At 75.0% G+C, this 26,574-nt stretch carries 22 protein-coding genes; 17 read left to right on the top strand and 5 right to left on the bottom strand.

Annotation, left to right across the window (positions count from 1 at the left end; translation table 11 throughout):
- Positions 1-148: 148 nt before the first annotated feature.
- From SNE206_RS30940 to SNE206_RS30895, 10 genes are all read left to right on the top strand, one after another.
- Positions 149-2,221, top strand: a complete 2,073-nt coding sequence (locus SNE206_RS30940; RefSeq protein ID WP_407916844.1) for a SpoIIE family protein phosphatase — start codon at positions 149-151, stop codon at positions 2,219-2,221.
- Positions 2,222-2,291: 70 nt separating this feature from the next.
- On the top strand, positions 2,292-4,163 hold the full coding sequence (locus SNE206_RS30935) for a hypothetical protein (protein WP_407916843.1): 1,872 nt from the start codon (positions 2,292-2,294) through the stop codon (positions 4,161-4,163).
- Between the two features lie 179 nt (positions 4,164-4,342).
- Positions 4,343-5,434: an MFS transporter gene (locus SNE206_RS30930; RefSeq protein WP_407916842.1), complete on the top strand. Its 1,092-nt coding sequence runs from the start codon at positions 4,343-4,345 to the stop codon at positions 5,432-5,434.
- A complete protein-coding gene (locus SNE206_RS30925) occupies positions 5,431-7,749 on the top strand; it encodes a molybdopterin oxidoreductase family protein (RefSeq protein ID WP_407916841.1) in 2,319 nt (772 codons plus the stop codon). Before SNE206_RS30930 ends, SNE206_RS30925 begins: the two co-directional genes overlap by 4 nt.
- Before the next feature lie 4 nt (positions 7,750-7,753).
- On the top strand, positions 7,754-8,371 hold the full coding sequence (locus SNE206_RS30920) for a 4Fe-4S dicluster domain-containing protein (RefSeq protein WP_407916840.1): 618 nt from the start codon (positions 7,754-7,756) through the stop codon (positions 8,369-8,371).
- Entirely contained in the window at positions 8,368-8,991 is a 624-nt protein-coding gene (locus tag SNE206_RS30915; RefSeq protein WP_407916839.1) for a Rieske (2Fe-2S) protein, read from the top strand. Before SNE206_RS30920 ends, SNE206_RS30915 begins: the two co-directional genes overlap by 4 nt.
- Positions 8,988-9,398 carry a hypothetical protein gene (locus tag SNE206_RS30910; protein ID WP_407916838.1) on the top strand — a complete coding sequence of 137 codons (411 nt, stop codon included), beginning with the start codon at positions 8,988-8,990 and terminating at the stop codon, positions 9,396-9,398. The genes SNE206_RS30915 and SNE206_RS30910 overlap by 4 nt, the downstream gene beginning before the upstream one ends.
- A 198-nt stretch (positions 9,399-9,596) precedes the next feature.
- On the top strand, positions 9,597-10,652 hold the full coding sequence (locus SNE206_RS30905) for a LacI family DNA-binding transcriptional regulator (RefSeq protein WP_407916837.1): 1,056 nt from the start codon (positions 9,597-9,599) through the stop codon (positions 10,650-10,652).
- Between the two features lie 440 nt (positions 10,653-11,092).
- Positions 11,093-12,109: a LacI family DNA-binding transcriptional regulator gene (locus tag SNE206_RS30900; RefSeq protein ID WP_407916836.1), complete on the top strand. Its 1,017-nt coding sequence runs from the start codon at positions 11,093-11,095 to the stop codon at positions 12,107-12,109.
- 225 nt (positions 12,110-12,334) lie between these two features.
- On the top strand, positions 12,335-14,095 hold the full coding sequence (locus tag SNE206_RS30895) for a discoidin domain-containing protein (protein WP_407916835.1): 1,761 nt from the start codon (positions 12,335-12,337) through the stop codon (positions 14,093-14,095).
- A gap of 51 nt (positions 14,096-14,146) precedes the next feature.
- Here the strand turns inward: SNE206_RS30895 and SNE206_RS30890 are convergent, their stop codons facing one another.
- The 5 genes from SNE206_RS30890 to SNE206_RS30870 all read right to left on the bottom strand — a co-directional run bounded on the left by SNE206_RS30890 (position 14,147) and on the right by SNE206_RS30870 (position 17,784).
- A complete protein-coding gene (locus SNE206_RS30890; RefSeq protein WP_407916834.1) occupies positions 14,147-14,929 on the bottom strand; it encodes a polysaccharide deacetylase family protein in 783 nt (260 codons plus the stop codon).
- A 112-nt stretch (positions 14,930-15,041) separates the two neighbouring features.
- A complete protein-coding gene (locus SNE206_RS30885; protein WP_407916833.1) occupies positions 15,042-15,728 on the bottom strand; it encodes a DUF6445 family protein in 687 nt (228 codons plus the stop codon).
- A gap of 210 nt (positions 15,729-15,938) precedes the next feature.
- Complete coding sequence (locus tag SNE206_RS30880) at positions 15,939-16,403, bottom strand: N-acetyltransferase family protein (protein ID WP_407916832.1); 465 nt, start codon at positions 16,401-16,403, stop codon at positions 15,939-15,941.
- A gap of 47 nt (positions 16,404-16,450) precedes the next feature.
- Complete coding sequence (locus tag SNE206_RS30875; protein WP_407916831.1) at positions 16,451-16,954, bottom strand: DUF6584 family protein; 504 nt, start codon at positions 16,952-16,954, stop codon at positions 16,451-16,453.
- The gene (locus SNE206_RS30870; protein ID WP_407916830.1) at positions 16,951-17,784 is read right to left on the bottom strand and encodes an alpha/beta fold hydrolase; all 834 of its coding nucleotides are present in this window, start codon (positions 17,782-17,784) and stop codon (positions 16,951-16,953) included. The genes SNE206_RS30875 and SNE206_RS30870 overlap by 4 nt, the downstream gene beginning before the upstream one ends.
- A 135-nt stretch (positions 17,785-17,919) precedes the next feature.
- Between SNE206_RS30870 and SNE206_RS30865 the strand changes: the two genes are divergently transcribed.
- The 7 genes from SNE206_RS30865 (at position 17,920) to SNE206_RS30835 (ending at position 26,566) form a co-directional block, all read left to right on the top strand.
- A complete protein-coding gene (locus SNE206_RS30865) occupies positions 17,920-18,543 on the top strand; it encodes a TetR/AcrR family transcriptional regulator (protein ID WP_407916829.1) in 624 nt (207 codons plus the stop codon).
- A gap of 187 nt (positions 18,544-18,730) precedes the next feature.
- Entirely contained in the window at positions 18,731-20,377 is a 1,647-nt protein-coding gene (locus SNE206_RS30860) for an FAD-dependent monooxygenase (RefSeq protein ID WP_407916828.1), read from the top strand.
- Between the two features lie 86 nt (positions 20,378-20,463).
- A complete protein-coding gene (gene ligA / locus SNE206_RS30855) occupies positions 20,464-22,527 on the top strand; it encodes an NAD-dependent DNA ligase LigA (RefSeq protein WP_407916862.1) in 2,064 nt (687 codons plus the stop codon).
- Positions 22,528-22,731: 204 nt separating this feature from the next.
- The gene (locus tag SNE206_RS30850) at positions 22,732-23,403 is read left to right on the top strand and encodes a FadR/GntR family transcriptional regulator (protein WP_407916861.1); all 672 of its coding nucleotides are present in this window, start codon (positions 22,732-22,734) and stop codon (positions 23,401-23,403) included.
- Positions 23,404-23,590: 187 nt separating this feature from the next.
- Complete coding sequence (locus SNE206_RS30845) at positions 23,591-24,442, top strand: fumarylacetoacetate hydrolase family protein (protein WP_407916827.1); 852 nt, start codon at positions 23,591-23,593, stop codon at positions 24,440-24,442.
- 13 nt (positions 24,443-24,455) lie between these two features.
- Complete coding sequence (locus SNE206_RS30840; RefSeq protein ID WP_407916826.1) at positions 24,456-25,814, top strand: enolase C-terminal domain-like protein; 1,359 nt, start codon at positions 24,456-24,458, stop codon at positions 25,812-25,814.
- A complete protein-coding gene (locus SNE206_RS30835; protein ID WP_407916825.1) occupies positions 25,811-26,566 on the top strand; it encodes an SDR family NAD(P)-dependent oxidoreductase in 756 nt (251 codons plus the stop codon). Before SNE206_RS30840 ends, SNE206_RS30835 begins: the two co-directional genes overlap by 4 nt.
- Positions 26,567-26,574 lie beyond the last annotated feature (8 nt).

The following is a 26,574-nucleotide window of genomic DNA, read 5'->3' as shown; positions in this document are numbered from 1 at the left end:
CTCGCGGCCTCCGCAGGACGCTGCACCCCCACGCCCACCCGCACGCCCACCCCCGTGCCCGCGCCCGGCCGAGTTGCCCCGCCGGGCCGCACTGGGAAGGTGGAGACCTGGCCCGAGCACGAAAGCCCGAGCACGAAAGGAGGGCGCCGTGCAGCGGACCGACCGGGAGAGCACCGACGATGCACTGCTGGAGGCGCTGTTCACCCGCGCCCCGGCCGGCCTGTTCGTCCTGGACACCGAACTGCGGGTGCTGCGCTTCAACACCGCCGCGCGCGGCATGCGCGGCCGGACGGAGGACTCCGTGCTCGGCCGCACGGTGGAGGAGTTCGCCCCCGGGTTCCCCACCGAGCAGGTCACCGCGGTGGCCCGTACCGTGCTGGCCACCGGCAACGCCGTCCGCGGCCAGGTCTTCGACGGCTACGTCCAGGGCGAGCCCGACTTCCGGATGGTCGTCGCCGTGTCGATGTTCCGCCTCCAGGCGCCGGGCGGACGGGTGCTCGGCATCGCCGCCATCGTCGAGGACATCACCGCGCAGCAGGCCGCCGTCGGGCGGCTCGGCCTCGTCCACGACGCCCAGCGGATCATCGGCAGCACCCTCGACGCCACGGTGACCGCCGAGGAGCTCGCCGAGGTCGCGACGGGCCGCTTCGCCGACACCGTCGTCGTCGAACTGCTCGACGACGTCGTCCGCGGGCGACGGCTCCGGCCCGGCCCGCTGCCGCCGCACACGCCGCTGCGCCGCGCCGCCTTCCGGTCCGCCGACGGCCGCACCGGCCCCGGGGGCGCGCTGAGCTCGCTCCCCTTCCCGACGCCGTTCACCCAGAGCCTGCAGGACCGGCGCCCGCGGCTGATCGGCCGCCTCACCCCGGACGAGCCCTGGCTGGCGACCGACCCGGAGAGAGCCCGCCGCCTCACCGACGCGAGGGTGCACTCGCTGATCGTCGCGCCGCTCACCCTGCACGGCATCGCCCTGGGCCTCGCGGTGTTCCTGCGCACCGGCGACTCGCAGCCCTTCGACGCCCAGGACCTCGAACTCGCCTCCGAGCTCGCCGACCGCACGGCCCTGAGCATCGACCGGGCCCGCCAGTACGTCGGCGAGCGGACCGTCGCGACCGCGCTGCAGCGGCGGCTGCTGCCCGTCCGGCCACCCGAACTGCCCGCCGTCGAGACCGCGTTCCTGCACCTGTCGGGCGACGCCGGCGCCGACTGGTTCGACGTGGTGCCGCTCTCCGGGGCGCGGGTCGCACTCGTCTGCGGCACCGTCGCCGGGCGCGGCGTCGAGTCCGCCGCCACCATGGGGCAGCTGCGGACCGTCGTCCAGACGCTGGCCCGCCAGGACCTCGCCCCGGACGAACTGCTCGCCTCCCTCGACGAGACCGTGGAGCGCCTCGCCGCCGAGGCCGTCCTCGAACCGGGCGAGCCGCCCGTCGTCGCGACCTGCCTGTACCTGGTGTACGACCCCGTCGGCGGGCGGCTCACCGCAGCCGCGGCCGGCCACCCGCCGCCCGTCGTCACCGCCGCGGACGGCGAACCGGTGCCCTTCGCCGTCCCCGCCGGCGCCCCGCTCGGCCGCGGCGGCGGCGGCGGGTACGAGGTGGTCGGCGGCGAGCTCGCGCCCGGCACCCTGCTCGCCCTGCACACCCGCGGCCTGGCCGCCGGCAGCGACGCCGACCTGCTCGGCGGCGGCGAACGGCTGCGCCGGGTGCTCGCCCACCCGGACCGCACCCTGCAGGAGCTCTGCGACGACGTGGCGTACGCCGCCGTGCCGCAGCGGCTCGACGAGGACGCCCTGCTGCTGCTCGCCCGGACGCGGGTCTTCGGCGCCGACCGGGTCGCGCTCTGGACACTCCCCGCGGACGCCGCCGTGGTCGCCACCGCCCGCACCCTGGCCGCCCAGCAGCTCACCGCCTGGGGCCTGCCCGACCTCGTCGACGACACCGAGCTGATCGTCAGCGAGCTCGTCACCAACGCCATCCGGTACGGCGAAGGGCCCGTGCGGCTGCGGCTGATCCGCGACCGCGGCCTGGTCTGCGAGGTCACCGACGGCAACTCCGCCTCGCCGCAGATGCGCCTCGCCCGCAGCGGCGACGAGGGCGGCCGCGGACTCTTCCTCGTGATGCACCTCAGCCGCCGCTGGGGCACCCGCTACGGCGGGCGGGGCAAGACGGTCTGGTCCGAGCAGCCCATCCCGGCGACCGGGGGCCCCGAAACCATCGCATGATCCACTCGTTGGATGATCTGCAGTCCGTCCCCGGCTGTTGTCGTCCCGCGAGCCACCGGAGCGTGCGCCCATGGACCGCCCCACCCTGCGCCGGGCCGCGCCCGCTCCCGCCGGCCGCGCCGTGCAGAGCGACGCGGAGGAGGTGCTGGTCGTCAACTACCGCCGCCTCGCCCGGATCGCCTACCTCGTGCTCCCCGCCGGCAGCGACCGGGGCCGGCGCCTGCTGCTCGCCCATGCCGTCACCCAGCGCGCCCTGGCCGGCCGGCCCTGGCACTCCGCCCGGCGCGGCCCCGCCGAGGAGCTGTACGGGCTGCTGCGCGAACGCGTCGTCCGCGGCGCCCTCACGGCCGCCCGCCGCCCGCCCCGCCCGCAGACCCTCCCGCAGGTCTGGGGCCTGCGCCTGACCACCGCCGACGGCGGCGGCGAGGCCCTCGCGCTCGACCGCGCCCTCGACCGGCTCAGCCCCTCCGGCCGGGCCGCGTACGCGCTGCGCGTCGTCGAGGGGCTGCCTGCCGCGGAGGTCTCCTCGCTGCTCGTCCGCGCCGGGGAGAGCCGGCCCGCCCGGGCCCGCCGCGAGGCCGCCGCCGTACCCGCGGACCTCGCCGACGGGTGGGAGGAGGAACGTTTCGACCCCTGCACGGTGCGGGTCCAGCCGGGCGACCTCATCCGCCGCCGCCGCGCCGCCCGCCTCACCGGCGCCGCCGCGCTGCTCGTCTCCCTCCTCGCCGTCGCCGGGGCCGTCACCGGCGAGGTCCAGGCCCCCGCCACCCGGCTGCCCTCCTCCGACAGCGCCGCCCACCGCACCGCCGCCCGCACCGCCGACCCCTCCGTGCTCGTCCGCGTCGACGCAGACGCCTGGACCCGCAGCGCCCGCCTCGACCACGGCGTCTGGCCCGCCCGCGGCGACCGCACCGCGGACACCGCCCTGCTCGGCCGGGCCCTCGGCGCCTGGCGGTCCGGCACCGCCGCCCGCCCGGAGCCGGGCACCCCCGACGGACCCCCCGCCGCACCGCCGCACCTCCTCTACGCCGGCACGGTCGACGGCACACCCGTCGTCCTGCTGTACGACGGCACCCGGATCGCCCACTGGGCCGACGGCGCCGGACTCACCCTCGCCCGCGCCGACGACGCCGACGTGACCACCGCCGCCGCCCTCGCCCTCCACCGCGGCGACGGCACCGTGCGCTACCTCCTCGCCCCCTGGGTCGACACCGCCGAACTGCGCGAGCTGCGGGAGCCGGACCGCCCGGCCCGCGAGGTCGACCGCCGCGACGGCGTCACCGGCCCCGTGCCGCTGCCCTCCGGCGACTGCGGCCGGCAGCCCGTGCTGCAACTCCGCTCCGCGCCCACCGTCGCCGAGAAGCACGCCTTCCTGCTCGCCGACACCGGCGGCCTCGCCCCGGCCCATCTCACCTACCTGCCGCCGCCCTCCGCCGGGATCGCCCGTGTCCCGCGCGAGGCGACCGGCACCGACGCCCTCACCACGTGGGCCCGCAGCGCCTGCACCCTGCCCGCCCCCGCCCCCGGCGTGAAATCCCTCAACGCGTGGGCCTTCGCCGAGCAGCCGCTGCCCGCCCGGGCCGGCACCGCCTCCTGGGTCTGCCTGCGCACCGACCGCTGGAACGGCACCGGCGCCGCCACCACCGCACTCCTGCTGCCCGGCGCCCCCGGGGCCGTCCGCACCGGCGCCGCCGAGGGACGCGCCTGCAGCCGCTTCGACCAGGACGCCGTGGCCTGGAGCCGCTGGCACGCCCCCGACGGACGCGACCTGCTGCTCGTCGCGAGCAGCCGCCGCATCACCCGCCTCACCGTGCACGGCGACGGCGGCCGGGCCGACCGCACCGCCGCCGACCACACCCTCGCGCTCGACCGGCCGCCGACCGGCCGGCCGGACGTCGAGGGCGCGCGCGAGGACGGCACCGTCGTCCGCCCGCTGCCCTGACCCCGCCCCGCCCCGCCCGACCCGGCCCGCCCTGCCTCGCCCGGCCGCCCGCTCACCCGCGCTGCCTCACCCGCTCACCCGGCCGGCCGCTCACCCGCCCGGCCGACCCGGCAGGCCCGGCCGCCCGTGCGCGCATACGGTCGTCGCGACCGGTGGCGTGCGACGGCGGGAGGCACAGGGTGGCGACGACGACCCGGACGGACCCGGCGCCGGAGGCGCCCCCGCCGGTGCCCGAACCGGCCCCGCCACCCCGGACGGCCCTCCGGGCCTCGCTCGCCGGGGCCGCCGTCGCTGCCCTGCTGATCGTGGCGATCGTGCTCGGCAGCCGCGGGCTCCGGGACTTCGACTCCGCCCTCGTGCCCTACGCCGTCGCGACGGTCTTCCTCGCCTTCGGCATCGCCTACCGGTACACCGTCTGGATCTCCGCCCCGGCGGCCCGCCGCCTCTTCCGCCGGGGCTGGGCCTCCGCGCTGTCCTGGCAGAACCTCCGTCGCGCCCCCACCGCACTGCCCCGGCTCGCGCTCACCTACCTCGGCTTCCAGAAGTTCCTCGGCGCCCGCTCGCACGCCCGCTGGGCCGCGCACCAACTCGTCTTCTGGGGCTGCCTGCTGGCCGCGGCCATCACCTTCCCGCTGACCTGGGGCTGGTTCACCTTCACCGCCGTCGGACCCGACGGCCCCGGCTACCGCATGCGCCTGTGGGGCGTCGCCGTCCTCGGCTTCACCTACGACAGCCTCCTCGGCTGGGTGCTCTACCACGGCCTCGACCTCGCCGCCGTGATGGTCGTCGCCGGGAGCGGCTACTTCCTGTGGCGCCGCCTGCACGACCGGCAGGCCACCACCGGCCAGCGCTTCGGCTACGACCTCGTCCCGCTGCTCGCCCTGATCACCGTCTCCGTAACCGGCCTGCTGCTCACCTTCTCCGAGATCCTCCTGCACGGCGGCGGCTACCAGTTCCTCTCGGTGCTGCACATGGCGTCCGTCGTCCTCACCCTGGTCCACCTGCCGTTCGGCAAGTTCTTCCACATCGCCCAACGGCCCGCCGCCGTCGGCATGCAGCTCTTCAAGCTGGTCTCCCGCACCGACGGCGAGCCCTTCCCCTGCCGCAACTGCGGCCGCCCGGTCGACACCGCCGCGTACGTCGCCAACCTCCGCGGCACCATGCGCGACCTGCACCTCGACTTCGACGCCTGGGCCGAGACCTGCCCGCGCTGCAAACGCGTGCTGCGCGGCAGCGCCTACCTCGCCCAGGTGAAGCGGGGGTTCCGGTGAACCGGCCGCCCGCCGCCGACGGCCGCCTCGACCCCGTCCTCGCCCCGCCCGGCGCCCGGCTGTTCCACGACGCCGGAAGCCCGTCCACCGCCGGATGGCGCGCCGGCCTCGGCGAGCAGACGCTCGTCCCCACCCACTGCTGCTTCTGCGGCGTGCAGTGCGGCATGTACCTGCGCGTCGACGCCGGCGGCAAGGTCTTCGGCGTCGAGCCCCGCAACCACGACATCAACCGGATGCGCCTGTGCCCCAAGGGCATCAACGCCTACCAACAGGTCAACCACCCCGACCGGCTCACCGCCCCGCTGCTGCGCCGCACCCGCGACGAGCCGTTCCGCGAGGTCGGCTGGGAGGAGGCGCTCGACCACACCGCCGACCGCATCCGGCAGATCCAGACCGAGTACGGCCGGGACGCCTTCGGCATGCTCGGCGGCGCCAGCCTCTTCACCGAGAAGACCTACCTGGTCGGCAAGTTCGCCCGGGTCGCACTGCGGACCCGGCACGTCGACTACAACGGACGGCTGTGCATGGTCAGCGCCGCCGGCGCCAACAAGCTCGCCTTCGGCATCGACCGGGCCGCCAACCCGTTCGCCGACATCCTGCAGACCGACTGCCTGCTGATCGCCGGTTCCAACGTCGGCGAGTGCTTCCCCGTCATGACCCAGTACGTCTGGGGCGCCCGCGACCGCGGAGCCGTGCTCATCGTCGTCGACCCCCGCGAGACGGCCGTCGCCCGCACCGCCGACGTGCACGTGGCCCTGCGCTCCGGCACCGACGCGGCCTTCTTCAACGCGGTCCTCCACGTCGTCGTCCAGGAAGGCCTCACCGACGAGCCGTTCCTCGCCGGGCACACCACCGGCTGGGAGGAGGTCAAGGCGGAGGTCGCCGCCTGGACCCCCGGACGGGCCGCCGAGATCTGCGGCATCCCGGCCGAACAGATCGTGCAGGTGGCCCGGCTGTTCGCCGGCGCGCCGCGGGCGATGGCCTGGCACGCGCGCGGCATCGAGCACCACACCCAGGGCGTGGAGAACTGCCTCTCCGTGATCAACCTGTGCACCGCCACCGGCAACCTCGGCCGGCCGGGCCGCGGTTACGGCACCATCACCGGCCAGGGCAACGGGCAGGGCGGCCGTGAACACGGCCAGAAGGCCGACCTCCTGCCCGGCGGCCGTTCCATCCTCGACCCCGGCCACCGCCGCCGCATCAGCGAGATCTGGGGCATCGACGAAGCCGAACTCCCCACCGCCGGAACGTCCATGATGGAGATGGTGCACCAGATGAGCGGCCGCGAGATCCGCGGCCTGCTCGGCGTCTGCAACAACCCCTTCGTCTCCCTGCCCAACTACGCGGTGGTCAAGGAGGGTTACGACACCCTCGACTTCCACGCACAGTGCGACTTCTTCCTCTCCGAGACCGCGGCCAACGCGCACGTGGTCTTCCCCGTCACCACCTGGGCCGAGGACGAGGGCGTGATGGCCAACGCCGAGGCCCGCGTCGTCAAGCACAACAAGGCGCAGGAACCGCCGCCCGGCGTCCGCACCGACACCTGGGTGCTCTGCGAACTCGCCCGGCGGCTCGGCGCCGGCGACAAGTTCGACTTCGCCGGCTCCCGCGAGGTCTTCGAGGAACTGCGCCGCGCCTCCGCCGGCACCGTCATCGACTACGCCGGCATCACCTACGAGCGGCTGGAGGAGACCGGCGGCATCGCCTGGCCCTGCCCCACCACGGAACACCCGGGCACACCAAGGCTGTTCGAGGACGGCCGGACGTACCACCCCGACGGCAAGGTGCACCTGCAGGTCGTCGGGTGGCACCCGCCCGCCGACCCGTTCGACGACGACTACCCGATGCGGCTCACCACCGGCCGCACGGTCGCGCACTTCCTCTCCGGCAACCAGACCCGCCGCCTCGACGGCCTCGTCGAGCAGACCCCGCGGCCCTGGGTCGAGGTGCACCCCTCGCACGGCTTCCGCAGCGGCGACCCGGTGCGGGTGGTCACCCGGCGGGGCAGCACCGTGCTGCCCGCCCTGGTCACCGAGGCGATCCGCGCCGACCACGTCTTCGTGCCCTACCACTGGCCCCACCCCGTCGCGGCCAACCAGCTCACCATCGACGCCCTCGACCCGCGCTCCAAGATCCCCGAGTACAAGGTCTGCGCCGTCCGCATCGAGCGTGCGGACGACCCGGACGGCGCGCCCGCCCCGCCCGAACCGCCCGTCCCGCCCGGCCACGACACCCGGCCAGGGGCCCGGACCCCGTCCGCCGACCTGCTGCCGCCGACCGCCCCGCAGGGCCGCGGCACCGCCGAGAGGGGCTGACCGGATGCTCGGCAGGACCATCTTCATCGACCCCGGCCGCTGCATCGGCTGCCAGGCCTGCGTCTCCGCCTGCCGCGAATGCGACTCGCACCGCGGCACCTCGATGATCCACCTCGACTACCCCGACGAGGGGCACTCCGTGGCCTCGTTGCCCACCGTCTGCATGCACTGCGAGGACCCCGTCGCCCCGTGCGCCCAGGTGTGCCCCGCCGACGCCATCCTCGTCACCGCCGACGGCGTCGTGCAGGAGGCCGACCCCACCCGCTGCATCGGCTGCGGCAACTGCGTCAGCGCCTGCCCCTTCGGCGTTCCGAAGATCGACCTGGAGGCGAAGCTCCAGATGAAGTGCAACCTCTGCTACGACCGAACCTCCTACGGGCTCGCGCCGATGTGCGCCACCGTCTGCCCGACCGGCGCGCTCTTCTACGGCACCCTGGAGGAACTCCGGAACGAGCGGCCGGGCGTGGACGTCTCCTCCTACTTCGCCTTCGGCGACACCGTGATCTCCACCGGCGTCGCCATGGTGGTGCCCGCCGAGCACCGTGCCCCCGTGCCCGGCGGCCTCCTGCCGCTCGTCGAGGTGAACGGGCGCGCCGTACCGGGGAACGGGGCCGGCCGATGAGCACGCCCGACCCCCGCCCGGCCGACGGCGCCACCGGCGGCACCCTGCCGTCGGAGCACACGGCCCTGGTCGACCGCATCGCCGCCGACTCCCTCACCACCCGCCGCGACTACCTCCGCATCGTCGCCACCGTCTCCGGGGGTCTCGCCGTCGGCTCCACCGCCGTCGCCGCAGGCGTACTGCCCCGGCACGGCGACGGCGCCGCCACCCCCGTCCGGATCGCCGACCGGATCACCCGCGGCCAGGCCGTCGCCTTCGCCTACCCCGGCGCGGACGACCACGCGGTGGCCGTCCGCCTCGCCGACGGCACCCTCGTCGGCTGGTCGACGATCTGCACCCACCTCGCCTGCGGAGTCGTCCGCCGGCCCGACCACGGACCCGACGGCGACCTGTACTGCCCTTGCCACGAAGGCGAGTTCGACATCCGCACCGGCGAGGTCACGGCCGGGCCGCCCCCGCGGGCGCTGCCCCGGGTGCTGCTCGTGGAAGACGCCCGCGGGGCCGTCTGGGCGGTCGGCACCGCCCGCTCCGGCGAGAGCGACCGCACCGGACTCTGCCGCGGCCTGCGCGAACGCGACCCGGACCTCGCCGACCGGATCGACTGCGGGAGCGGATCATGACCACGCCCGAGGACGGGCCCGCAGAACCGGCCCCCGCGCCCGGCGGCGCCCAGGGGCCGGGCGGCGCCTACCGTCCGGGCAGCGCCGAGCCCGCGCTCAACCGGCCCGTCCACGAGCGGTACCCGCAGATCCGGGCCACCAGCGGCTACGCCGACCCCCGGATCCGCGCGACCGGGCCCGGCCCCGGTGCGGGCGGCGAGCACGAGCCGGAGCGCTCCGCGATGCTCAGCGCCCGGGTCGTGCTCGCGGCCACCGTCGTGATCGGCCAGCTGTGGGCCCTGACCGTCGCCACCGACGCCTTCATGGCCGGGCACACGGCCACCGCCTGGTGGTGCACCGGCTTCTCCGCCCTCTCCTTCCTCGTCGTGCTGGCCGTGTGGCTGGCGGTGCCGCGCCGCGAGCGGTGAGCCCGACCCGGCCGGAGGGTGCCGCCGCCGGGCCGTCCGACGGGTCGGCCGCCGCCCCCGGAAGCCGTCGCGGGGGCGGCCCGGAGACCGCGGACCGGGGCCGCCGGAGGCCCCGGCGGGCCGTGGCGGTGGCGGATGCCGGACAGCCGTACGGGAGGGGGGCGCCGCGGCGGCATGCGCAGGAGGTATAACTGCTGCGTGACCACCGATCTGCCGCCGTCCACCCGACCTGTGACCTTGGAACACGTCGCGAAGGTGGCCGGCGTGTCCCGCGCGACCGTCTCGCGGGTCGTGAACGGCAAGTCCACCGTCGATCCCGAGCTGCGGCGGGTCGTCGAGGAGGCCGTTGCCGCGACCAACTACGTGCCGAACTCCGCCGCCCGCTCGCTCGTGACCCGGCGCACCAACTCGGTGGCCCTGGTGGTCTCCGAGGCGGAGCGCCGCAACCAGCCGCTCGACCCGTTCGTCGGCCGGATGTTCACCGACCCGCACTTCGGGCGGGTGGTGAGCGGTGTCATCCAGGTGCTGCGCCCGCAGGGGATGCAGATGGTGCTGATGCTGGCGGACGACAGCGAGTCGCGCAGCCAGCTCCTCGGCTACCTGCGGCAGGGGCACGTCGACGGCGTGATCCTGGTGTCCTCCAACACCGTGGACCCACTGCCGCAGTGGCTCACCGAGGCACGGATCCCGGCGGTCCTGGCCTCGCGCCCGGCCTCCTCCTGCCCGATCGCCTACGTGGACGTGGACCAGCGCGAGGGCGTCCGGCTGGCGGTGGACCACCTGGTGGGGCTCGGACGCCGGCGGATCGCGACGATCACCGGCCCGCTCGACATGCCCGCCAGCCGGGAGCGGCTCTCGGGCTTCCGTGACGCGCTCGCCGCGCACGGCCACGGCGAACCGGTGCACGTGGAGGGCGACTTCACCCAGGACGGCGGCGGCGCGGCGATGCGCCACCTGCTGGAGCGCTGCCCCGACCTGGACGGGGTGTTCATCGCCTCCGACCTCATGGCCCTCGGGGCGCTGCCCGTGCTCTCGCGCAGCGGACGGCGGGTGCCGGAGGACGTCGCGGTGATCGGCTTCGACGACAGCAGTGCCGCGCTGGCCTGCGACCCGAAGCTGACCACGGTGCGGCAGCCGGTGGAGGACATGGCCTCGGAGATGGCCCGGCTGGTGCTCCGGCAGATCGCGGAACCGGCGAAGACGATGCCGATGGTGGTCTTCCGCCCGACGCTCGTGGTGCGGCAGACCGCGTAGGAGCCCCTTCCCGGCCGCTTGCCCGCCGCTGCTTGGCCCCCCGCCCTGCCCTCGCCCCGCCCCCGCCTCGCGCCCATGCGCGGGGCGGGACCGCCGGGCTGCTGCCGGGGCCGACGGGTGTCGGTCCGCGAGGGTCGGTTCCTGGGTGCCGGGGCCGACGGGTGCCGGTCCTGGGGGTGTCGACCTCGGGGCGGGCCGGCCGGTAGGCGCGCAGGCAGCGCAGGCAGCGCAGGCAGGTCCTTCGGCACGGCAGCTCAGGAGCTCGGAGGAGAGCGCTCTCTTCGAGTGGCGCGGGTGGCCGCGCGGAGATCGCCGCCAATTGCTGCACGCTCATTGACAGGGGCACTGTCGCGGGGGCAGTCTCTGAGCGCCAGTTGAGAGAGCGCTCTCTCATGGTGGCGTACATGCCACCGGACCCGACCCGCACGGAGGGAGTACCCGTGGAGCTGACCGCCCTCGACCGGCACCGGCCGACCCTGGAGGACGTCGCCGAGCTCGCCGGCGTGTCACGGGCCACCGCCTCCCGGGTCGTCAGCGGCTCCCACCCCGTCAGCGAACGGCGCCGCTCGGCCGTGATGCGGGCCGTCGCCGACCTGCAGTACGTGCCCAACCAGGCCGCGCGCTCCCTGGTCACCCACCGCACCGGCTGCTACGCCCTGGTGCTGCCCGAGGGCATGTCACGGGTCTTCTCCGAGGGCTTCTTCCCGACGCTGATCCGCGGTGCCACCGAAGAACTCGAAGCCTCCGACGAGCAGTTGGTGATCCTGTTGGCAGGCTCGGCGGCCGGCCGGCGGCGTATCGAGCAGTACGCGCGCGCCGGGCACGTCGACGGCGTGGTGCTCGCGTCGCTGCACGGCCCCGACCCGCTGCCGGAGTTCCTCGCCCGTACCGGCGTGCCGGTGGTGTGCAGCGAACGCCCGGTGCACGGACCGGAGTTGCCCTACGTGGCGGTGGACAACGCCGGTGGTGCCACCTCCGCCGTGCGCTACCTGCGGGCACTCGGCCGGACGCGGATCGCGACCGTCGCCGGGCCGTCCGACATGCCCGCCGGGATCGAACGGCTCGCCGCGTACCGGCGGGAGGCCGCCCGGGCCCGCTGCCGGCCGCTGGTCGCCGAGGGCGACTTCACCGTGGAGGGCGGCCGGGCCGCGATGGCCCGGCTGCTGAAGGAGGAGCCGCGCATCGACGCGGTGTTCGCCGCCTCCGACCAGATGGCGGTCGGTGCGCTCGACACCCTGCGGCGGGCCGGCCGGCGGGTGCCGGAGGACGTCGCGGTGGTCGGCTTCGACGACGTCGACTGCGCCCGCCAGTGCGACCCCCCGCTCACGACCGTACGGCAGCCGATCGACGAGCTCGGCCGTCAACTCATCCGCAGCGTGCAGCGGTTGGCGGCCGGCGAGCCAGCCGCCCCGGCGCTCGTCCTGCCCACCGGCCTCGTCGTGCGGGGGTCCGCCTGACCGACGGACGACCGGCCACCCGCCGACCAGGTCACCGCCTCACCCCCACCCGAGGACGGCCATGGATCCCGAGTACCGCCGAACGACGGCCCGCGGCCCGCCCCGTGCGATGCCGGACCGTCCGCCGTGCCCCGTGCCCGGCACCCCGATCCGCCCCACTGCCCCACCTGCAGTACCCACCCCGCAGTACCGACTCCGCACCACCCCCACCCAGCTGGAGTTTCCATGACAACGGCACCGACGGGCGCAGCCGTGCGCCCGCAGCGCCACCACCGCCGGGTCCTGACCCGGCTCCTGACGGCGCTCGCCCTGGCCGTCGGCGCGCTGCTCGTCCCGTTCGCCTCGGCCGCCCCCGCGGCGGAGAGCCTGCTCTCGCAGAACAAGCCGGTCGTCGCCACGTCCGCGGAGAACGTCGCGTTCCCCGCCACCGCGGCGGTCGACGGCAACGCGGGCACCCGCTGGTCGAGCACCTTCTCCGACCCGCAGTCGATCCAGGTCGACCTCGGCGCCACCGCCACGGTGAGCCGGGTCGTGCTGCAGTGGGAGGCCGCGTACGCCACCGGCTTCAAGCTGCAGACCTCGCCCGACGGCAACACCTGGACGGACATCTACGCCACCACCACCGGCACCGGCGGCACGCAGAACCTCACCGTGAACGGCACCGGCCGGTACGTGCGGATGTACGGCACCGCGCGGGCCACCCAGTACGGCTACTCGCTCTGGGAGTTCCAGGTCTACGGCACCCCCGGCGGCACCAACCCGGGCGGAGGTGACGTCCAGCTCTCGTACAACAAGCCGGCGTTCGCCTCGACCAGCCAGAACGACGGCGGGTGCGGCAACTGCCTGCCCGGCAAGGCCGTCGACCAGGACCCGGCCACCCGCTGGGCCACCAGCGCGTGGAGCGACCCGGCCTGGATCTACATCGACCTCGGCGCCACCGCGACGATCCACAAGGTGATCCTGCAGTGGGATCCGGCGTACGCCACGGCCTACAAGCTGCAGGTCTCCAACGACGCGGCGAACTGGTCCGACATCTACTCCACCACCACCGGCAAGGGTTTCAAGGAGACCGTCTCCAACCTGAACGGCACCGGCCGGTACGTGCGGATGTACGGCACCACCCGGGTGAGCCAGTACGGCTACTCGCTCTGGGAGTTCCAGGTGTTCGGCACGGGCGGCGCCCCCGTCACGCCGCCGGCACTGCCCGCGAACCCGGCCTTCCCGGCGACGCGCCTGGTGTTCAGCGACGAGTTCAACGGCACCAACGGCACGGCGCCCGACGCCTCGAAGTGGACGACCGACCCCGGGGCCGGCGTCAACAACGAGCTGGAGTACTACACGACCGGCAACAAGAACCTCTACCAGGACGGCACCGGCAACCTCGTCCTGGAGGCCCGCAAGGAGGTCACCCCGGGGTCGTCCTGCCCGCGCGACCCGCTGTCCGGCAGCACGACCTGCCAGTACACCTCGGGCCGGATCAACACCTACGGCCACTTCGACTTCGCGTACGGCCACGCCGAGGCACGGATCAAGGTGACCGGCACGCAGGGCCTGTGGCCGGCGTTCTGGATGCTCGGCTCGAACTTCAAGAACGGCACCGCGTGGCCGTACTCGGGTGAGATCGACATCATGGAGCACGTGGGCAAGGTCGCCGACTCGGTGTACTCCACGCTGCACGCGCCCGCCTACAACGGCGGTGGCGGCTACGGCGCGCCGTACACCCTGGCGGGTCAGGACTTCGCCGGCGCCTTCCACACCTACGCCGTCGACTGGGACTCCACCCACATGACGTTCTACGTGGACGGCAACGCCTTCTTCACCGTGGACCGCAACGTGCTGGAGACCACCCGCGGCCCGTGGGTGTACGACCACCCGTTCTACCTGATCCTCAACAACGCGGTGGGCGGTGACTGGCCGGGCGCGCCGGACGCGAGCACCGTGTTCCCGCAGAAGATGCTCGTGGACTACGTCCGCGTCTACCAGTAGGAAGCGGGCCGGCCGGCCGCACCCGTCAGGGGCGCGGCCGGCCGTGCCGTCTCAGGGCTTGTAGACGCGGCCCGGCTCCGGCCTCGCCGGGGAGAGCAGCTGCGAGACCGTCACGACGGTGTAGCCCTTCTCCTTCAGGTCGGCGAGGATGCCGGGAACGGCGGGGACGGTGCCCGGGTAGATGTCGTGCAGCAGGATGATGCCGTCCCGCTTCACCTGCTCGCGCACGCGCTTGCGGATGAGCTCGGAGTCGTCGGTCGCGTAGTCCTTGGCGGTGACGCTCCACAGCACCTGGGCGACGCCGAGCTCCTTGCAGATCGCCGAGACGTCCTCGTCGGTGCGGCCCTGCGGCGGGCGCATCAGGACGGGCCTGCGGCCGCTGATCCGCTCGACGGCGTCCTCGGTCCGCTCGATCTCGGCGCGGGCCTCCGCCGGCTCCACCTCGGTGAGGATCTTGTGCGTCCAGGTGTGGTTCGCCGGTTCGTTGCCCTCGGCGACCAGGCGCCGGACGGTGTCCGGGTACTTCATGACGTGGTTCTTGCCGAGCATGAAGAAGGTGGCGTGGGCGCCCTGCTGCTTGAGGATGTCGAGCAGCTTCGGGGTGTACCGGCTCGGCCCGGCGTCGAAGGTGAGGGCCACGCAGGAGGCCTTGCGGCAGTCGACGGCCTGCGCGGCCGTGCCGTCCCCGGAGACGCTGCCCGAGGCCGCGGCGCGTGCGCTGCGGGGCGTGGTGGTGTCGTACGAGGCGCAGCCGCCGAGCAGGGCCGCGAGGGCGGTGCTCGCGGCCAGCGCGGATATGGTGCGTCTGCGAACTCCTGGTATGCCGACCGGCATCGAGTCTCCCCCCGTGGCGCCGCCTTCCGTGCGGGAGGCTGGTTCGGGTGCGACTATACCGAGGGGGCATACCAGGTATGCATGCGGGGTGCGGTCCGTGGAGCTGCCGCGGTCAGGCCATCCAGAAGAAGACCGCCGTCATCCGCCGCTCCTCCAGCGAGCCGCCCCAGTAGCCGGTGGCGGTGTGGATGATGTTGGCGCTGTAGAGCAGCAGCCGGTTGAAGCGGTGCGGCACCCGGACGTCCTCGACGAAGGAGTCCGCCGGGACGAACCTCGTGCCGAGGGCGTCCACCAGGTTGTTGTGCGGGGCCGTCACGATGTTGCCGCCGAGCGCGCCGCCCGGCATCCGCTGGCGGTAGAAGCTCGTGCCGCAGTCCTTCGGCGCGTCCGGGCTGAGGTACAGCACCGCGGCGTAGCGGCACACCGCGCGCGAGTCCGTGTGCGGGCGCGGCTCGCACTCGTCGGCGCCGACCACCTGGATGCAGTTGTGGTTGACGGTCGCGCCCCCGGCGGAGGTCTCCGCCCAGATCCGCCGGGCGCCCGTCGCCTCCCTCACGAGGCCTTCCACGTGCGCCAGTTCGTCCGGCTCCAGGCCGGGCATCGTCCGCAGGCCGGGCCAGGTCTCCGGCCGGTGCGGGTAGCCCTGGCTCCAGTCGGCGCGGGCCAGCACCCGGGCCCGGACGGCCGCGGGGTCGGGCAGCACGTCGTCGATCACCCAGAAGTCGCGGCCGCGGGTGGGCTTGCGGTAGGGGAGCACCGGGACCGCCGGGATCGCCGGCGTTCGGGGGAGAGGTGACATGGACCCGACGGTAGTGACGCGCGTTGCGCCGCTTCGCCCGTGAACCGGTCAATTGTGCGTCAAGGCGTGGCCAAGACCGTTCGGACGTGCAGGGGTACCGATCGCGGGCGCAGCGGAACGGGCCGGCAGGTGCCGGGCTTTCGCGCGCCCGCGGGGCGCGAAGGCCGTGCGGTCGCCCGGCTGCGGGCCGGTCGCCCGGAGGCTGCGCGCCTACCGGGCGGCGGGCCGGGGGTGGCGCACCATGAACACGTCGATCGGGTCCTGGTGTTCGAGGGTGAAGCCGTGGCGCTCGTACAACCGCCGTGCCGCGCTGCCCTGCAGGACGGTCAGGCGGACGGTCCGGGCGTCGGCGTCCGTCCGGGCGAGGAGTGTGCGCAGCACGGCCGTGCCGATGCCACTGCCGTGCAACTCCGGTGTCAGGTAGAAGTGTTCGATCCACCAGTCGTCGTCGCCCGGGCGCAGGGTGACCGAGCCGGAGACGGTGCCGCCGACGGTGATCGCCGAGGTGTGCTCCGGCGAGAAGGTGTCGCGCATCCGCTGCCGCACGCGGTGCGGGTCGAACCGGCCCAGGCGCTCCAGGTCCGGGCGCAGCGCCGCGGCCCGTACGTCGGCCATCGTCTCGACGTCGGCGAGCTCGGCGGGGCGGAGGGACCAGGTGGTCGGGGGTGCCGTCATGGCGTCATGATCGCAGGGGCCCGGCCGTGCGGTCGTCGGCGGAGGGATCAGAACTGCCGGAGGAGGGTGCCGGCGCCGATCACCATGAGCCCGCAGGCCGCGAGGAGCATCAGGCCGACGACGATGCAGCCGAGGGTTTCCCGGCCGTTCGCGGCCGGTTCCGCGTCCTCCTCGGCGGCGCCCCAGGCGAGCGGGCGGCCGGCCGCGGCGGAGGCGGCCGTGCGGACCGCCGTCAGCCGCTCGCGGGCGGTGCCGGTGGGCGCGCTCTCCTCCGGGTCGCGCCAGGCGAGGGCGGTCATCCGGGCCCGCGGGTCCGCGTACCGGGCCTCGAAGGCGGCGGTCTCGGCCTCGTCCCGGTCGTCGTCGAGGTACGTCCAGCGGCCGGCCTGGGCGGGCTCGCCGTACAGCCGGTACACCGCGCCGAGCCGGCGCCGCACCGTGAGGTCGGCGGGGTGGCTGCCGACCAGTCCGCGGAGGCGCTGCCGGGCGAGCGGTACGCGCCCGGCCCGGAGGTCGGCCTCGGCCCGGGCCAGGGTCGTTTCGATGGTCACCCCGGCATGGTGCCGGGGCGGACGTGCCCGGTCAAAGCGGTTTCCGGGGAACGGGGAGGCCGGTCGTCGGGGCCGGGCAGGAAGCCGTTCAGCAGCGGGAGGAGCAGGTCGGTGCGCTGTGCGACGCCGAGGTGGCTCGTGCGCGGCAGGACGGCGAGGCGGGCGTCCGGGACGAGCTCGTACATCTCGACGGCGTGTTCGAGCCGGACGAGGTCGTGGTCGCCGACGATGAGCAGGGTGGGTGCGGCGAGCCCCCGCAGGGCGTCGGCCGGCCAGCCCCCGAACGCGTCGACCGCGGCGGACGCCTTGGCGGCGAACTCCTCGAAGTGCTCCGGGTGCGGCGCGGTGGCGAGGTAGGCGTCGCGCATCGCTTCGAACTCGCGGGCGGTGGGCATGCGGGTGGAGCCCGCGTGGAGTTCGGGGCGGCGGATCTCGTCGTGGTAGCCGTCCGGGTGGCAGCCGACGGAGGCGAGGGCGAGGTGGTCGACGCGGTCCGGGTGGTCGAGGGCGAGCTGCAGCGCGACGAGACCGCCGAGGCTGAAGCCGAACAGGTCGGCGCGCGCGATCCGGAGGTGGTCGAGCAGTCCGAGGACGTCCTCGGCCAGGTGCTCCACGCGGAACTCGCGGTCGGTGTCGGCGGTGTGGCCGTGGCCCTGGAGTTCGGCGGCGACGACCCGCCGGGTGGGGGCGAGCGCCGGGATGAGGGCGCCGAAGGAGAGGCCGATGGTCAGCAGGCCGCCGTGCAGGGCGATCAGGGGCCGCCCGGCGCCGTACTGCTCGTAGTAGAGGTCGAGCCCGTTGACGTGCGCGTAGGCGCCTGCGGAGGTCATGGGGATCCCTTCGGCCGCGGTGATGCCCTCCGTCCAGTCTGGACCCGGGGGCGGGGCGTGGGAAATTGCGCATAAGGAAATATTGCTTGGCGCGCACTATTGCGCACCCCGCAGCTTTGTCGGTACCGTCGTCCCATGGACACCCACCGGACGCCGTCCGCCCCCGGCCTGCGCGAGCGCAAGAAGCAGGCCACCCGCCAGGCGCTCAGCTGGGCGGCCATCCGGCTGACCGTCGAACGCGGCCTGGACAACGTCCTGGTGGAGGACATCGCGGCCGAGGCCGGGGTGTCCGCCCGCACCTTCAACAACTACTTCTCCAGCAAGGCCGAGGCGATCGCCGCCCGCCACCTCGACCGCTCCCGGAGGGTCGCCGACGCCCTCCGGGAACGCCCCGCCGCCGAACCCCTCTGGCCGGCCCTCCTCGCCGCCGTCCTCGCCGAGGCCGGGGGCGAGGCGGTGCCGGACCCGCAGTGGGCGGCAGGCGTCCGCCTGATGGTCACCGACCCCGCCCTGCAGGGCGAGATGCTCAAGGCCGGGGCCGAGGCCGCCCGCGAACTCGCCGTCGCGGTCGCGGAACGCACCGGCGCCGACGCCGAACGCGACCTCCACCCGCAGCTCGTGGCGGCCGCCGTCGGCGCCGCCGTCCAGGTCGCCACCGCACAGTGGCTCCGCGAGGACACCGCGACCTCCATGTCCGCACTCCTGCGGGAGGCGCTGGAGCTGCTCGCCGCCGGGCTGCCGGCGCCCTCCGCGCCGTAGCGGTCCGCGCCGGCCCGCGTACCCGTACCTGACCCGCGCACCCGTACCCGCCCGTCGCCCCGTACTCGTACCCGTATCTGTCCTTCCTGGTCCCGCACTGCCCCCGGCCCGGGCGGCGTGCCTGCCGCGCCCGGGCCGTCCCCGGCATGCCCTCATCCCTTCCTCCGGAACCCGTAGGAGCACAGTCATGACCCATGACGTCGTCATCGTCGGAGGCGGGCCCAACGGCCTGCTGACGGCCTGCGAACTCGCCCTCGGCGGCGTGCCGCACCCGGTTGTCCTGGAGGCCGGCCCCGAGCCGTCCACCGAGCCCCGAGCCAACGGCCTGGTCGGCCGGGTCGTCGAGGCACTCGACCGGCGCGGCCTGTACGGGCTCTTCAGCGGCAGCGCCGAACCCCCGTCGCCCGCACCGTACTTCCCCTTCGCCGGGTTGATCCTCGACATGGCGGGCTGGACCGGGAACGCCCTCCACACCCTGCCCCTGCCCCAGGTGCGTATGGTCGAACTCCTCACCGCACGGGCCCTGGACCTCGGTGTCGAGATCCGCCGCGGCCACCGGCTCACCGAACTCCGGCAGGACCCGGAGGCGGTCACCGCCGAGGTCGACTCGCCCGACGGCCCGTACCGGCTCACCGCCCGCCACCTCATCGGTGCGGACGGCGGGCACAGCATCGTCCGCAAGCTCAGCGGCATCGGCTTCCCCGGCACCACCGACCACGGCTTCGTCTCGATCAGCGGCGAGGCCGCCATCCACCCGCCCGTCGCGGTGCCCGGCGGCGGTGACCTCGACATCGGCGGCGACGTCGGACGGCTGCGCCCGGCGTCCTTCACCCGCACCGAGCGGGGCGTCTTCGCGTACGGGATGTTCCGGCCGGGGGTGTACCGGATCTCCGTCCTCGAATGGGGCCGACCCCCGGCGGAGAGCCGTACGGACCTCCCGATCGCCGAACTCCGTGACGCCGTCGGGCGGGTGCTCGGTGTGGACGTGCCGATCAGTGCGCTGCCCGCCGACACCGCGCCCGCCCACGTGCGGGCCGTCACCGGCGTCAACTCCCGTGTCGCCGAACGCTACCGGGACGGCCGCGTGCTGCTCGTCGGCGACGCCGCGCACGTGCAGTCCGGTGTCGGCGGCCCCGGCCTCAACCTCGGTCTGCAGGACGCCCTGAACCTCGGCTGGAAGCTCGCCGCCGTGACCGCCGGCTGGGCGCCGCCCGGCCTGCTCGACACCTACGAGCAGGAGCGACGGCCCGTCGCCGAACGCGTCATCATGCACAGCCGCGCCCAGATGGCCCTGCTCGCGCCAGGCTCCGACGTCACCGCCCTGCGCACGCTCATGGGCGAACTCCTGCAGGACCAGGGCACCGTGCGGCACATCTCCGACCTGATGTCCGGCGCCGACACCGTCTACCGGGCCGACGGCGGCGCGGGCACCCACCCGCTCACCGGCCGCTGGATGCCCGACCTCACCCTCGACATCGGCGGCCGGCCCACCCGGGTCGCCGAACTCGCCCGCTCCGCACGCCCGCTGCTCCTCGACCTGGCCCCCGGGGAGGGCCACGACGAGGCCGGCCTCGCCGCCGTGGCCGGCGCCTGGGCCGACCGGGTGGACCACGTACGCGCCGGTGTCGCCGCCGCGCCCGCCGGGGCCGCGGGGGTCACCGGGGTCACCGGGGGCGCGGGGGCCGCACCCGCCGTCGTCCCGGAGGCGCCCGCCGCCGCGGTGCTCGTCCGGCCCGACGGGTACGTCGCCTGGGCCGCGGACGCCTGCACCCCCGACGCCGTGGACGGCCTGCGGCGGGCGCTCGCCGCGTGGTTCGGCACCCCCGCCGGGTGACGGCCCCGACCTGGTCGGCGCCTGCCCGCACGGCAGGTGCCGGCCCGGTCGGGCGGTGCCCGGCGATGTCAGTGCCGGTCGGGATGATGTTCGACATGAAGGACGCAGCCGCTCCGGCCACCCCCGCCGCCTATGCCGATGCCGTCGCCACCGCCGTCTCGGCGTCCGCGGCCTACTACGCCGACGGCTCCACGCCACTGGGCGACGACGAGTACGACGCGCTGCTGCGCGGCATCGAGGCGTACGAACTCGCCCACCCCGGCGAGGTGCTGCCGCAGTCGCCGACCGGCAAGGTCGCGGGCGGCGCCGCCGTCGGCGACGTGCCGCACTCCGTGCCGATGCTCAGCCTCGACAACGTCTTCTCCGCCGACGAGCTGGAGGCCTGGGCCGCCGGTCTGGAGCGGCGGCTCGGCCGGCCGGTCGACGGCTGGTGCGTCGAGCCGAAGCTCGACGGCCTGGCCGTCGCCGCCCGCTACCGGGCGGGCCGCCTCGAACGCCTCATCACCCGCGGCGACGGGCTCGCCGGCGAGGACATCGGCCACGCCGCGGACGCCGTGCTCGGCCTCCCCGCACGGCTCGCCGAGCCGGTCGACGTGGAGCTGCGCGGCGAAGTGCTGCTGACGCAGAGCCAGTTCGAGCAGGCCAACGCCGTCCGGGTGGAGCACGGCGCCACGCCGTTCGCCAACCCGCGCAACGGCGCGGCCGGCACGCTCCGCGCGAAGGACCGGCCGTACCGCATCGAGCTCACCTTCTTCGCGTACGGCGCCGTCGGCCTGGGCGGCCTCGGGCACGACGCGCTGCTCGGCCGGCTCGCCGAGCTGGGCGCCAACACCGCCGCGAGCACCGCGGCCGCGCCGGTCCGCCGTACGGACGTCGCCGGGGTGCGCGAGCGGATCGCCGAGATCGCCGCCCTGCGGGCGTCCCTGCCGTTCGGCATCGACGGCATCGTGGTCAAGGCGGACTCCGTCGCCGACCAGGAGCAGGCGGGCGCAGGTTCCCGGGCACCCCGCTGGGCGGTCGCGCACAAGCTGCCCGCGGTGCACAAGGTGACCCGCCTGATCGGCGTGGAGTGGAACGTCGGCCGCACCGGCGTCATCGCCCCGCGCGCCGTGCTGGAGCCGGTCGAGGTCGACGGCGTCACCATCACGTACGCCACCCTCCACAACCCCGCCGACATCACCCGGCGCGGACTGCTCCTCGGCGACCAGGTCTTCGTGCACCGCGCCGGCGACGTCATCCCCCGGGTGGAGGCGCCGCTGGTGGATCAGCGCACGGGCGCCGAGCAGCCGATCGAGTTCCCCGCGGTGTGCCCGCGCTGCGGCGACGCCATCGACACCTCGCAGCAGCGCTGGCGCTGCGTGCGGGGCCGCGGCTGCCAGGCCGTCGCCTCGATCCGGTACGCCGTCGGGCGCGACCAGCTCGACGTCGAGGGGCTCGGCGGCACCCGGGCCGTGCAACTCGTCGAGGCGGGGCTGGTCGCGGACGTCGCCGACCTCTTCGCGCTGACCCGGGAGCAGTTGCTCACCCTCGACCGGATGGGCGCCACCAGCGCCGACAACCTGCTGGCGGCCCTCGCCGAGGCCCGCGACCGGCCGCTCAACCGGGTGTTCTGCGCGCTCGGCGTGCGTGGCACCGGCCGGTCGATGTCCCGCCGGATCGCCGCGCACTTCGGCAGCATGGCGGCCGTCCGGGCCGCGGACGCCGAGGCGCTCGCGGAGGTCGACGGCATCGGACCGGAGAAGGCCGCGGTGGTCGTCGCCGAACTGGCCGAGCTGGCACCCGTCCTGGACAAGCTCGCCGCGCACGGTGTCGGCCTCACGGTGACGGAGCCCGTGCGGCCCGCCGCCACCGCGGGCACCGGTACGGACGGCGCGGCGGACACCGCCGCCCCGGCCGGCGGTCCGCTGGCGGGCGAGGCGGTGGTGGTGACGGGCAGCATGACCGGGCGGCTCGCCGAACTGAGCCGCAACCGGATCAACGAGCTCGTCGAACTGGCCGGCGGCAAGGCCTCCTCGTCCGTGTCGAAGCGCACCACGCTGCTGGTGGCGGGCGAGAAGGCCGGCTCCAAGCGGGCCAAGGCGGAGGAGCTGGGCATCCGGATCGTCACGCCGGACGACCTCGCGCTGCTCGTGGGCGACCTGCTGCCCTGAGCCGGCCCCGCCGCAGCCACCCCGCCCCGATCGCCCCGCCCCGCCGCAGCCGCCCCGCCCCGCCCTGCGGCAGCCACCCCGCCCCGCCGTCGTCCGCGTACGTGTCCGAGGGCGGGGACGGGCGCGGCGCGGGGGCGCCGGGGGAGCGGGGGCGGGCGGCTGTGGTTCCATGGCCCCGGACATCCGATGACTGAGGGGCAGGGCGTGGCCGTCACCGACGAGGCAATCGGCAGGATCAAGGCGATGATCGTCTCCGGGGAGCTGCGGCCCGGCGACCGTCTCCCCCGGGAGGCCGACCTGGCGGCCCTGCTCGGCCTCTCCCGCAACTCCCTGCGGGAGGCCGTGAAGGCCCTCTCGCTGCTGAACGTGCTGGACGTCCGCCAGGGCGACGGCACGTACGTCTCCACCCTGGAGCCCACCCGGCTGCTGGAGGCGGTGAGCTTCCTCCTCGACCTGCACCGCGACGACACCGTGCTGGAGGTCTTCCAGGTGCGGGCCATCCTGGAGCCGGCCGCCGTCGCGCTCGCCGCCCGGCGGATCGCCGCCCCGCAGGTCGCGGAGCTGCGGGCCCTGCTGGCGGGGCTCGGCGATCACCCCACCGTGGAGGAACTCGTCGCCGCCGACGTCGAGTTCCACCGGCGCATCGCCGAGGCGGCGGGCAACTCGGTGCTCTGCTCGCTGATCGACTCGCTGTGGGGCCCCACCGCCCGCGCCCGGATCTGGCGCGGCATCACCCAGCGGGGTGCCGTCGAGCGCACCATGGCCGAGCACACGGCGATCCTCGACGCGCTGGCAGCCGGCGACGCCGAGACCGCCCGCGCCTGGGCCACCGTGCACATCGACGGCGTCGCCCAGTGGCTCCGCACCGCGCTCTGACGGCCGCCGGCCCCGGCGGTGGCGGCCTGCCTGACCGTGGTGGCCGACAGCGGACAATCCGGCCAGACCTCCGATGAATGCCTGGTGCCGCCGCCGGGTCCGTGCATAGGGTGCAGCCGAACCGCCGGGCACCAGCCGGCGCCCGTACGCCGGGGAGGCCGCCGCCTCCCGGTCAGGAGTCCACCCCGTGAAACTGCTGCGCGTCGGCCCCGCCCGCGGTGAGCGCCCGGCGGTCCTCGCCGCCGACGGCCGCCTGCTCGACCTCTCCCCGGTCACGGACGACATCGACGGGCGGTTCCTCGCCGGCGGCGGCATCGAGGCGGCCCGCGCCGCCGTCGCGGAGGGCACGCTGCCCGAGCTCGACGCGGACGGCCTGCGCCTCGGCCCGCCGGTCGCCCGCCCCGGCAAGGTCGTCTGCATCGGCCTCAACTACCGCGACCACGCGGAGGAGACCGGCGCCGCGATCCCGCCCCGCCCGGTCGTCTTCCTGAAGGACCCGTCCACCGTCGTCGGCCCGTACGACGACGTGCTGATCCCGCGGCGGTCCGTCAGGACCGACTGGGAGGTGGAGCTCGCCGTCGTCGTCGGCCGCCGCACCCGCTACCTCGACTCGCCGCAGGAGGCGCTCGGCGCCGTCGCCGGGTACGCGATCAGCAACGACGTCTCCGAGCGCGAGTTCCAGCTGGACTTCTCCGGCCAGTGGGACCTCGGCAAGTCCTGCGAGACCTTCAACCCGCTCGGCCCCTGGCTGGTCACCCCCGACGAGGCCGGCGACCCGCAGGCCCTCGGCCTGCGCCTCGACGTCAACGGCCGCCGCCGCCAGGACGGCAACACCAAGAACATGATCTTCGACGTCGCCCACGTCCTCTGGTACCTGAGCCAGTACATGGTGCTGGAGCCCGGCGACGTCATCAACACCGGCACTCCCGCGGGCGTGGCCCTCGGCCTGCCCGACCACCCGTACCTGCGGGCCGGCGACACCGTCGACCTCGCGATCGACGGTCTCGGCAGCCAGCGCCAGACCTTCGTGCAGGCCTGAGGGGGCCGCCGCCGTGGCCGCGCTGATCACCGCCGTCGACACCTACGACATCCGCTTCCCGACCTCGCGCGACCTCGACGGCTCGGACGCGATGAACCCCGACCCCGACTACTCGGCCGCCTACGTCGTGCTCCGCACCGACGAGCCCGGCGGCCCGGCCGGGCACGGCTTCACCTTCACCATCGGCCGCGGCAACGACGTGCAGGTCGCCGCCCTCGACGCACTCCGCCCGTACCTTCTCGGCCGCCCCGTCGACGCGCTCTGCGCCGACCCCGGGAGCCTCAGCCGCGACCTCGTCGGCGACAGCCAACTGCGTTGGCTCGGACCGGAGAAGGGCGTGATGCACATGGCCGTCGGCGCCGTCGTCAACGCCGTCTGGGACCTCGCCGCGAAACGGGCCGGCGTGCCGCTGTGGCAGCTGCTCGCCGACGCCGACCCGGCCTGGCTGGTCTCCCAGGTCGACTTCCGCTACCTCACCGACGCGATCACCCCGGAGGAGGCGCTCGGCCTGCTGCGCGCCGGGCGCGCGGGCCGCGCAGACCGCGAGGCCGACCTGCGCCGCCGCGGCTACCCCGCCTACACCACCTCGCCCGGCTGGCTCGGCTACAGCGACGCCAAACTCACCCGGCTCGCCCGGCAGGCCGTCGCCGACGGCTTCACCCAGATCAAGCTCAAGGTCGGCGCCGACCTCGCGGACGACGTCCGCCGCTGCCGGGCGGCCCGCGCCGCGGTCGGCCCCGGCATCCGGCTGGCCGTCGACGCGAACCAGCGCTGGGACGTCGCCGAAGCCGTCGCCTGGACCACCGCCCTCGCCGAGTTCGACCCGTACTGGATCGAGGAGCCGACCAGCCCCGACGACGTGCTCGGCCACGCGGCCGTCCGCCGGGCGGTCGCCCCGATCCGGGTCGCCACCGGCGAGCACGTCCAGAACCGCATCGTCTTCAAGCAGTTGCTGCAGGCCGGCGCCGTCGACATCGTGCAGATCGACGCGGCCCGGGTCGGCGGCGTCAACGAGAACCTGGCGATCCTGCTGCTCGCCGCGAAGTTCGGCGTGCCGGTCTGCCCGCACGCCGGCGGCGTCGGCCTGTGCGAACTCGTCCAGCACCTCTCGATGTTCGACTACCTCGCGCTCTCCGGCACCACCGAGGACCGCGTCGTCGAGTACGTCGACCACCTGCACGAGCACTTCCTCACGCCGGCGGTCGTCCGCGCCGGCCACTACGTCGCACCCACCGCGCCCGGCTTCTCCGCGGAGATGCACGCCGACTCCATCGCCGCCTACACCTACCCCGGCGGCACCTTCTGGGCCGCCGACCTCGCCGCGCAGGGCACCGAACCCCCTTGCGTCGTACCGGAGGAGACCGCACCATGAGCCAACTGACCGGCCTGGCCGCCGTGGTCACCGGCGGGGCGTCCGGCATCGGGCTGGCCACCGCCCGGCTGCTCGCCGCCGAGGGCGCCCGCGTCGCGGTGCTCGACCTCGACCCCTCGGGTGCCGAGCCCCCGCTCACCGGCATCACCGCGGACGTCGCCGACGACACCTCCGTCCGCGCCGCCGTCGCGCAGGCGGCCGAGGCCCTCGGCGGCCTCGACATCCTCGTCAACAACGCGGGCATCGGCGCCGTCGGCACCGTCGCGGACAACGACGACGCGCAGTGGCACCACGTGCTCGACGTCAACCTGCTCGGCATGGTGCGCACCAGCCGCGCCGCCCTGCCGCACCTGCGCCGCTCCCGGCACGCGGCGATCGTCAACATGTGCTCGATCGCCGCCACCGCCGGGCTCCCGCAGCGGGCCCTCTACTCCGCCAGCAAGGGCGCCGTGCTCTCGCTCACGCTGGCCATGGCCGCCGACCACCTCCGCGAGGGCATTCGCGTCAACTGCGTCAACCCCGGTACCGCGGACACCCCGTGGATCGGCCGGCTGCTCGCCGCCGCCCCCGACCCGGCCGCCGAACGCGCCGCCCTCGGCGCGCGCCAGCCGCACGGCCGGCTCGTCACCGCCGACGAGGTCGCCGCAGCCGTCCTCTACCTGGCCGGCCCCGGCGCGGGCTCCGTCACCGGCACCGCCCTCGCGGTCGACGGCGGCATGGCCGGGCTGCGGCTGCGCCCCGCCGGGACGTGACGCCGTGA

It is taken from the genome of Kitasatospora sp. NE20-6 (assembly GCF_045862635.1).
Note: the sequence above shows the minus strand (reverse complement) of the source record. Positions and strands in the feature narration are given on the sequence as shown.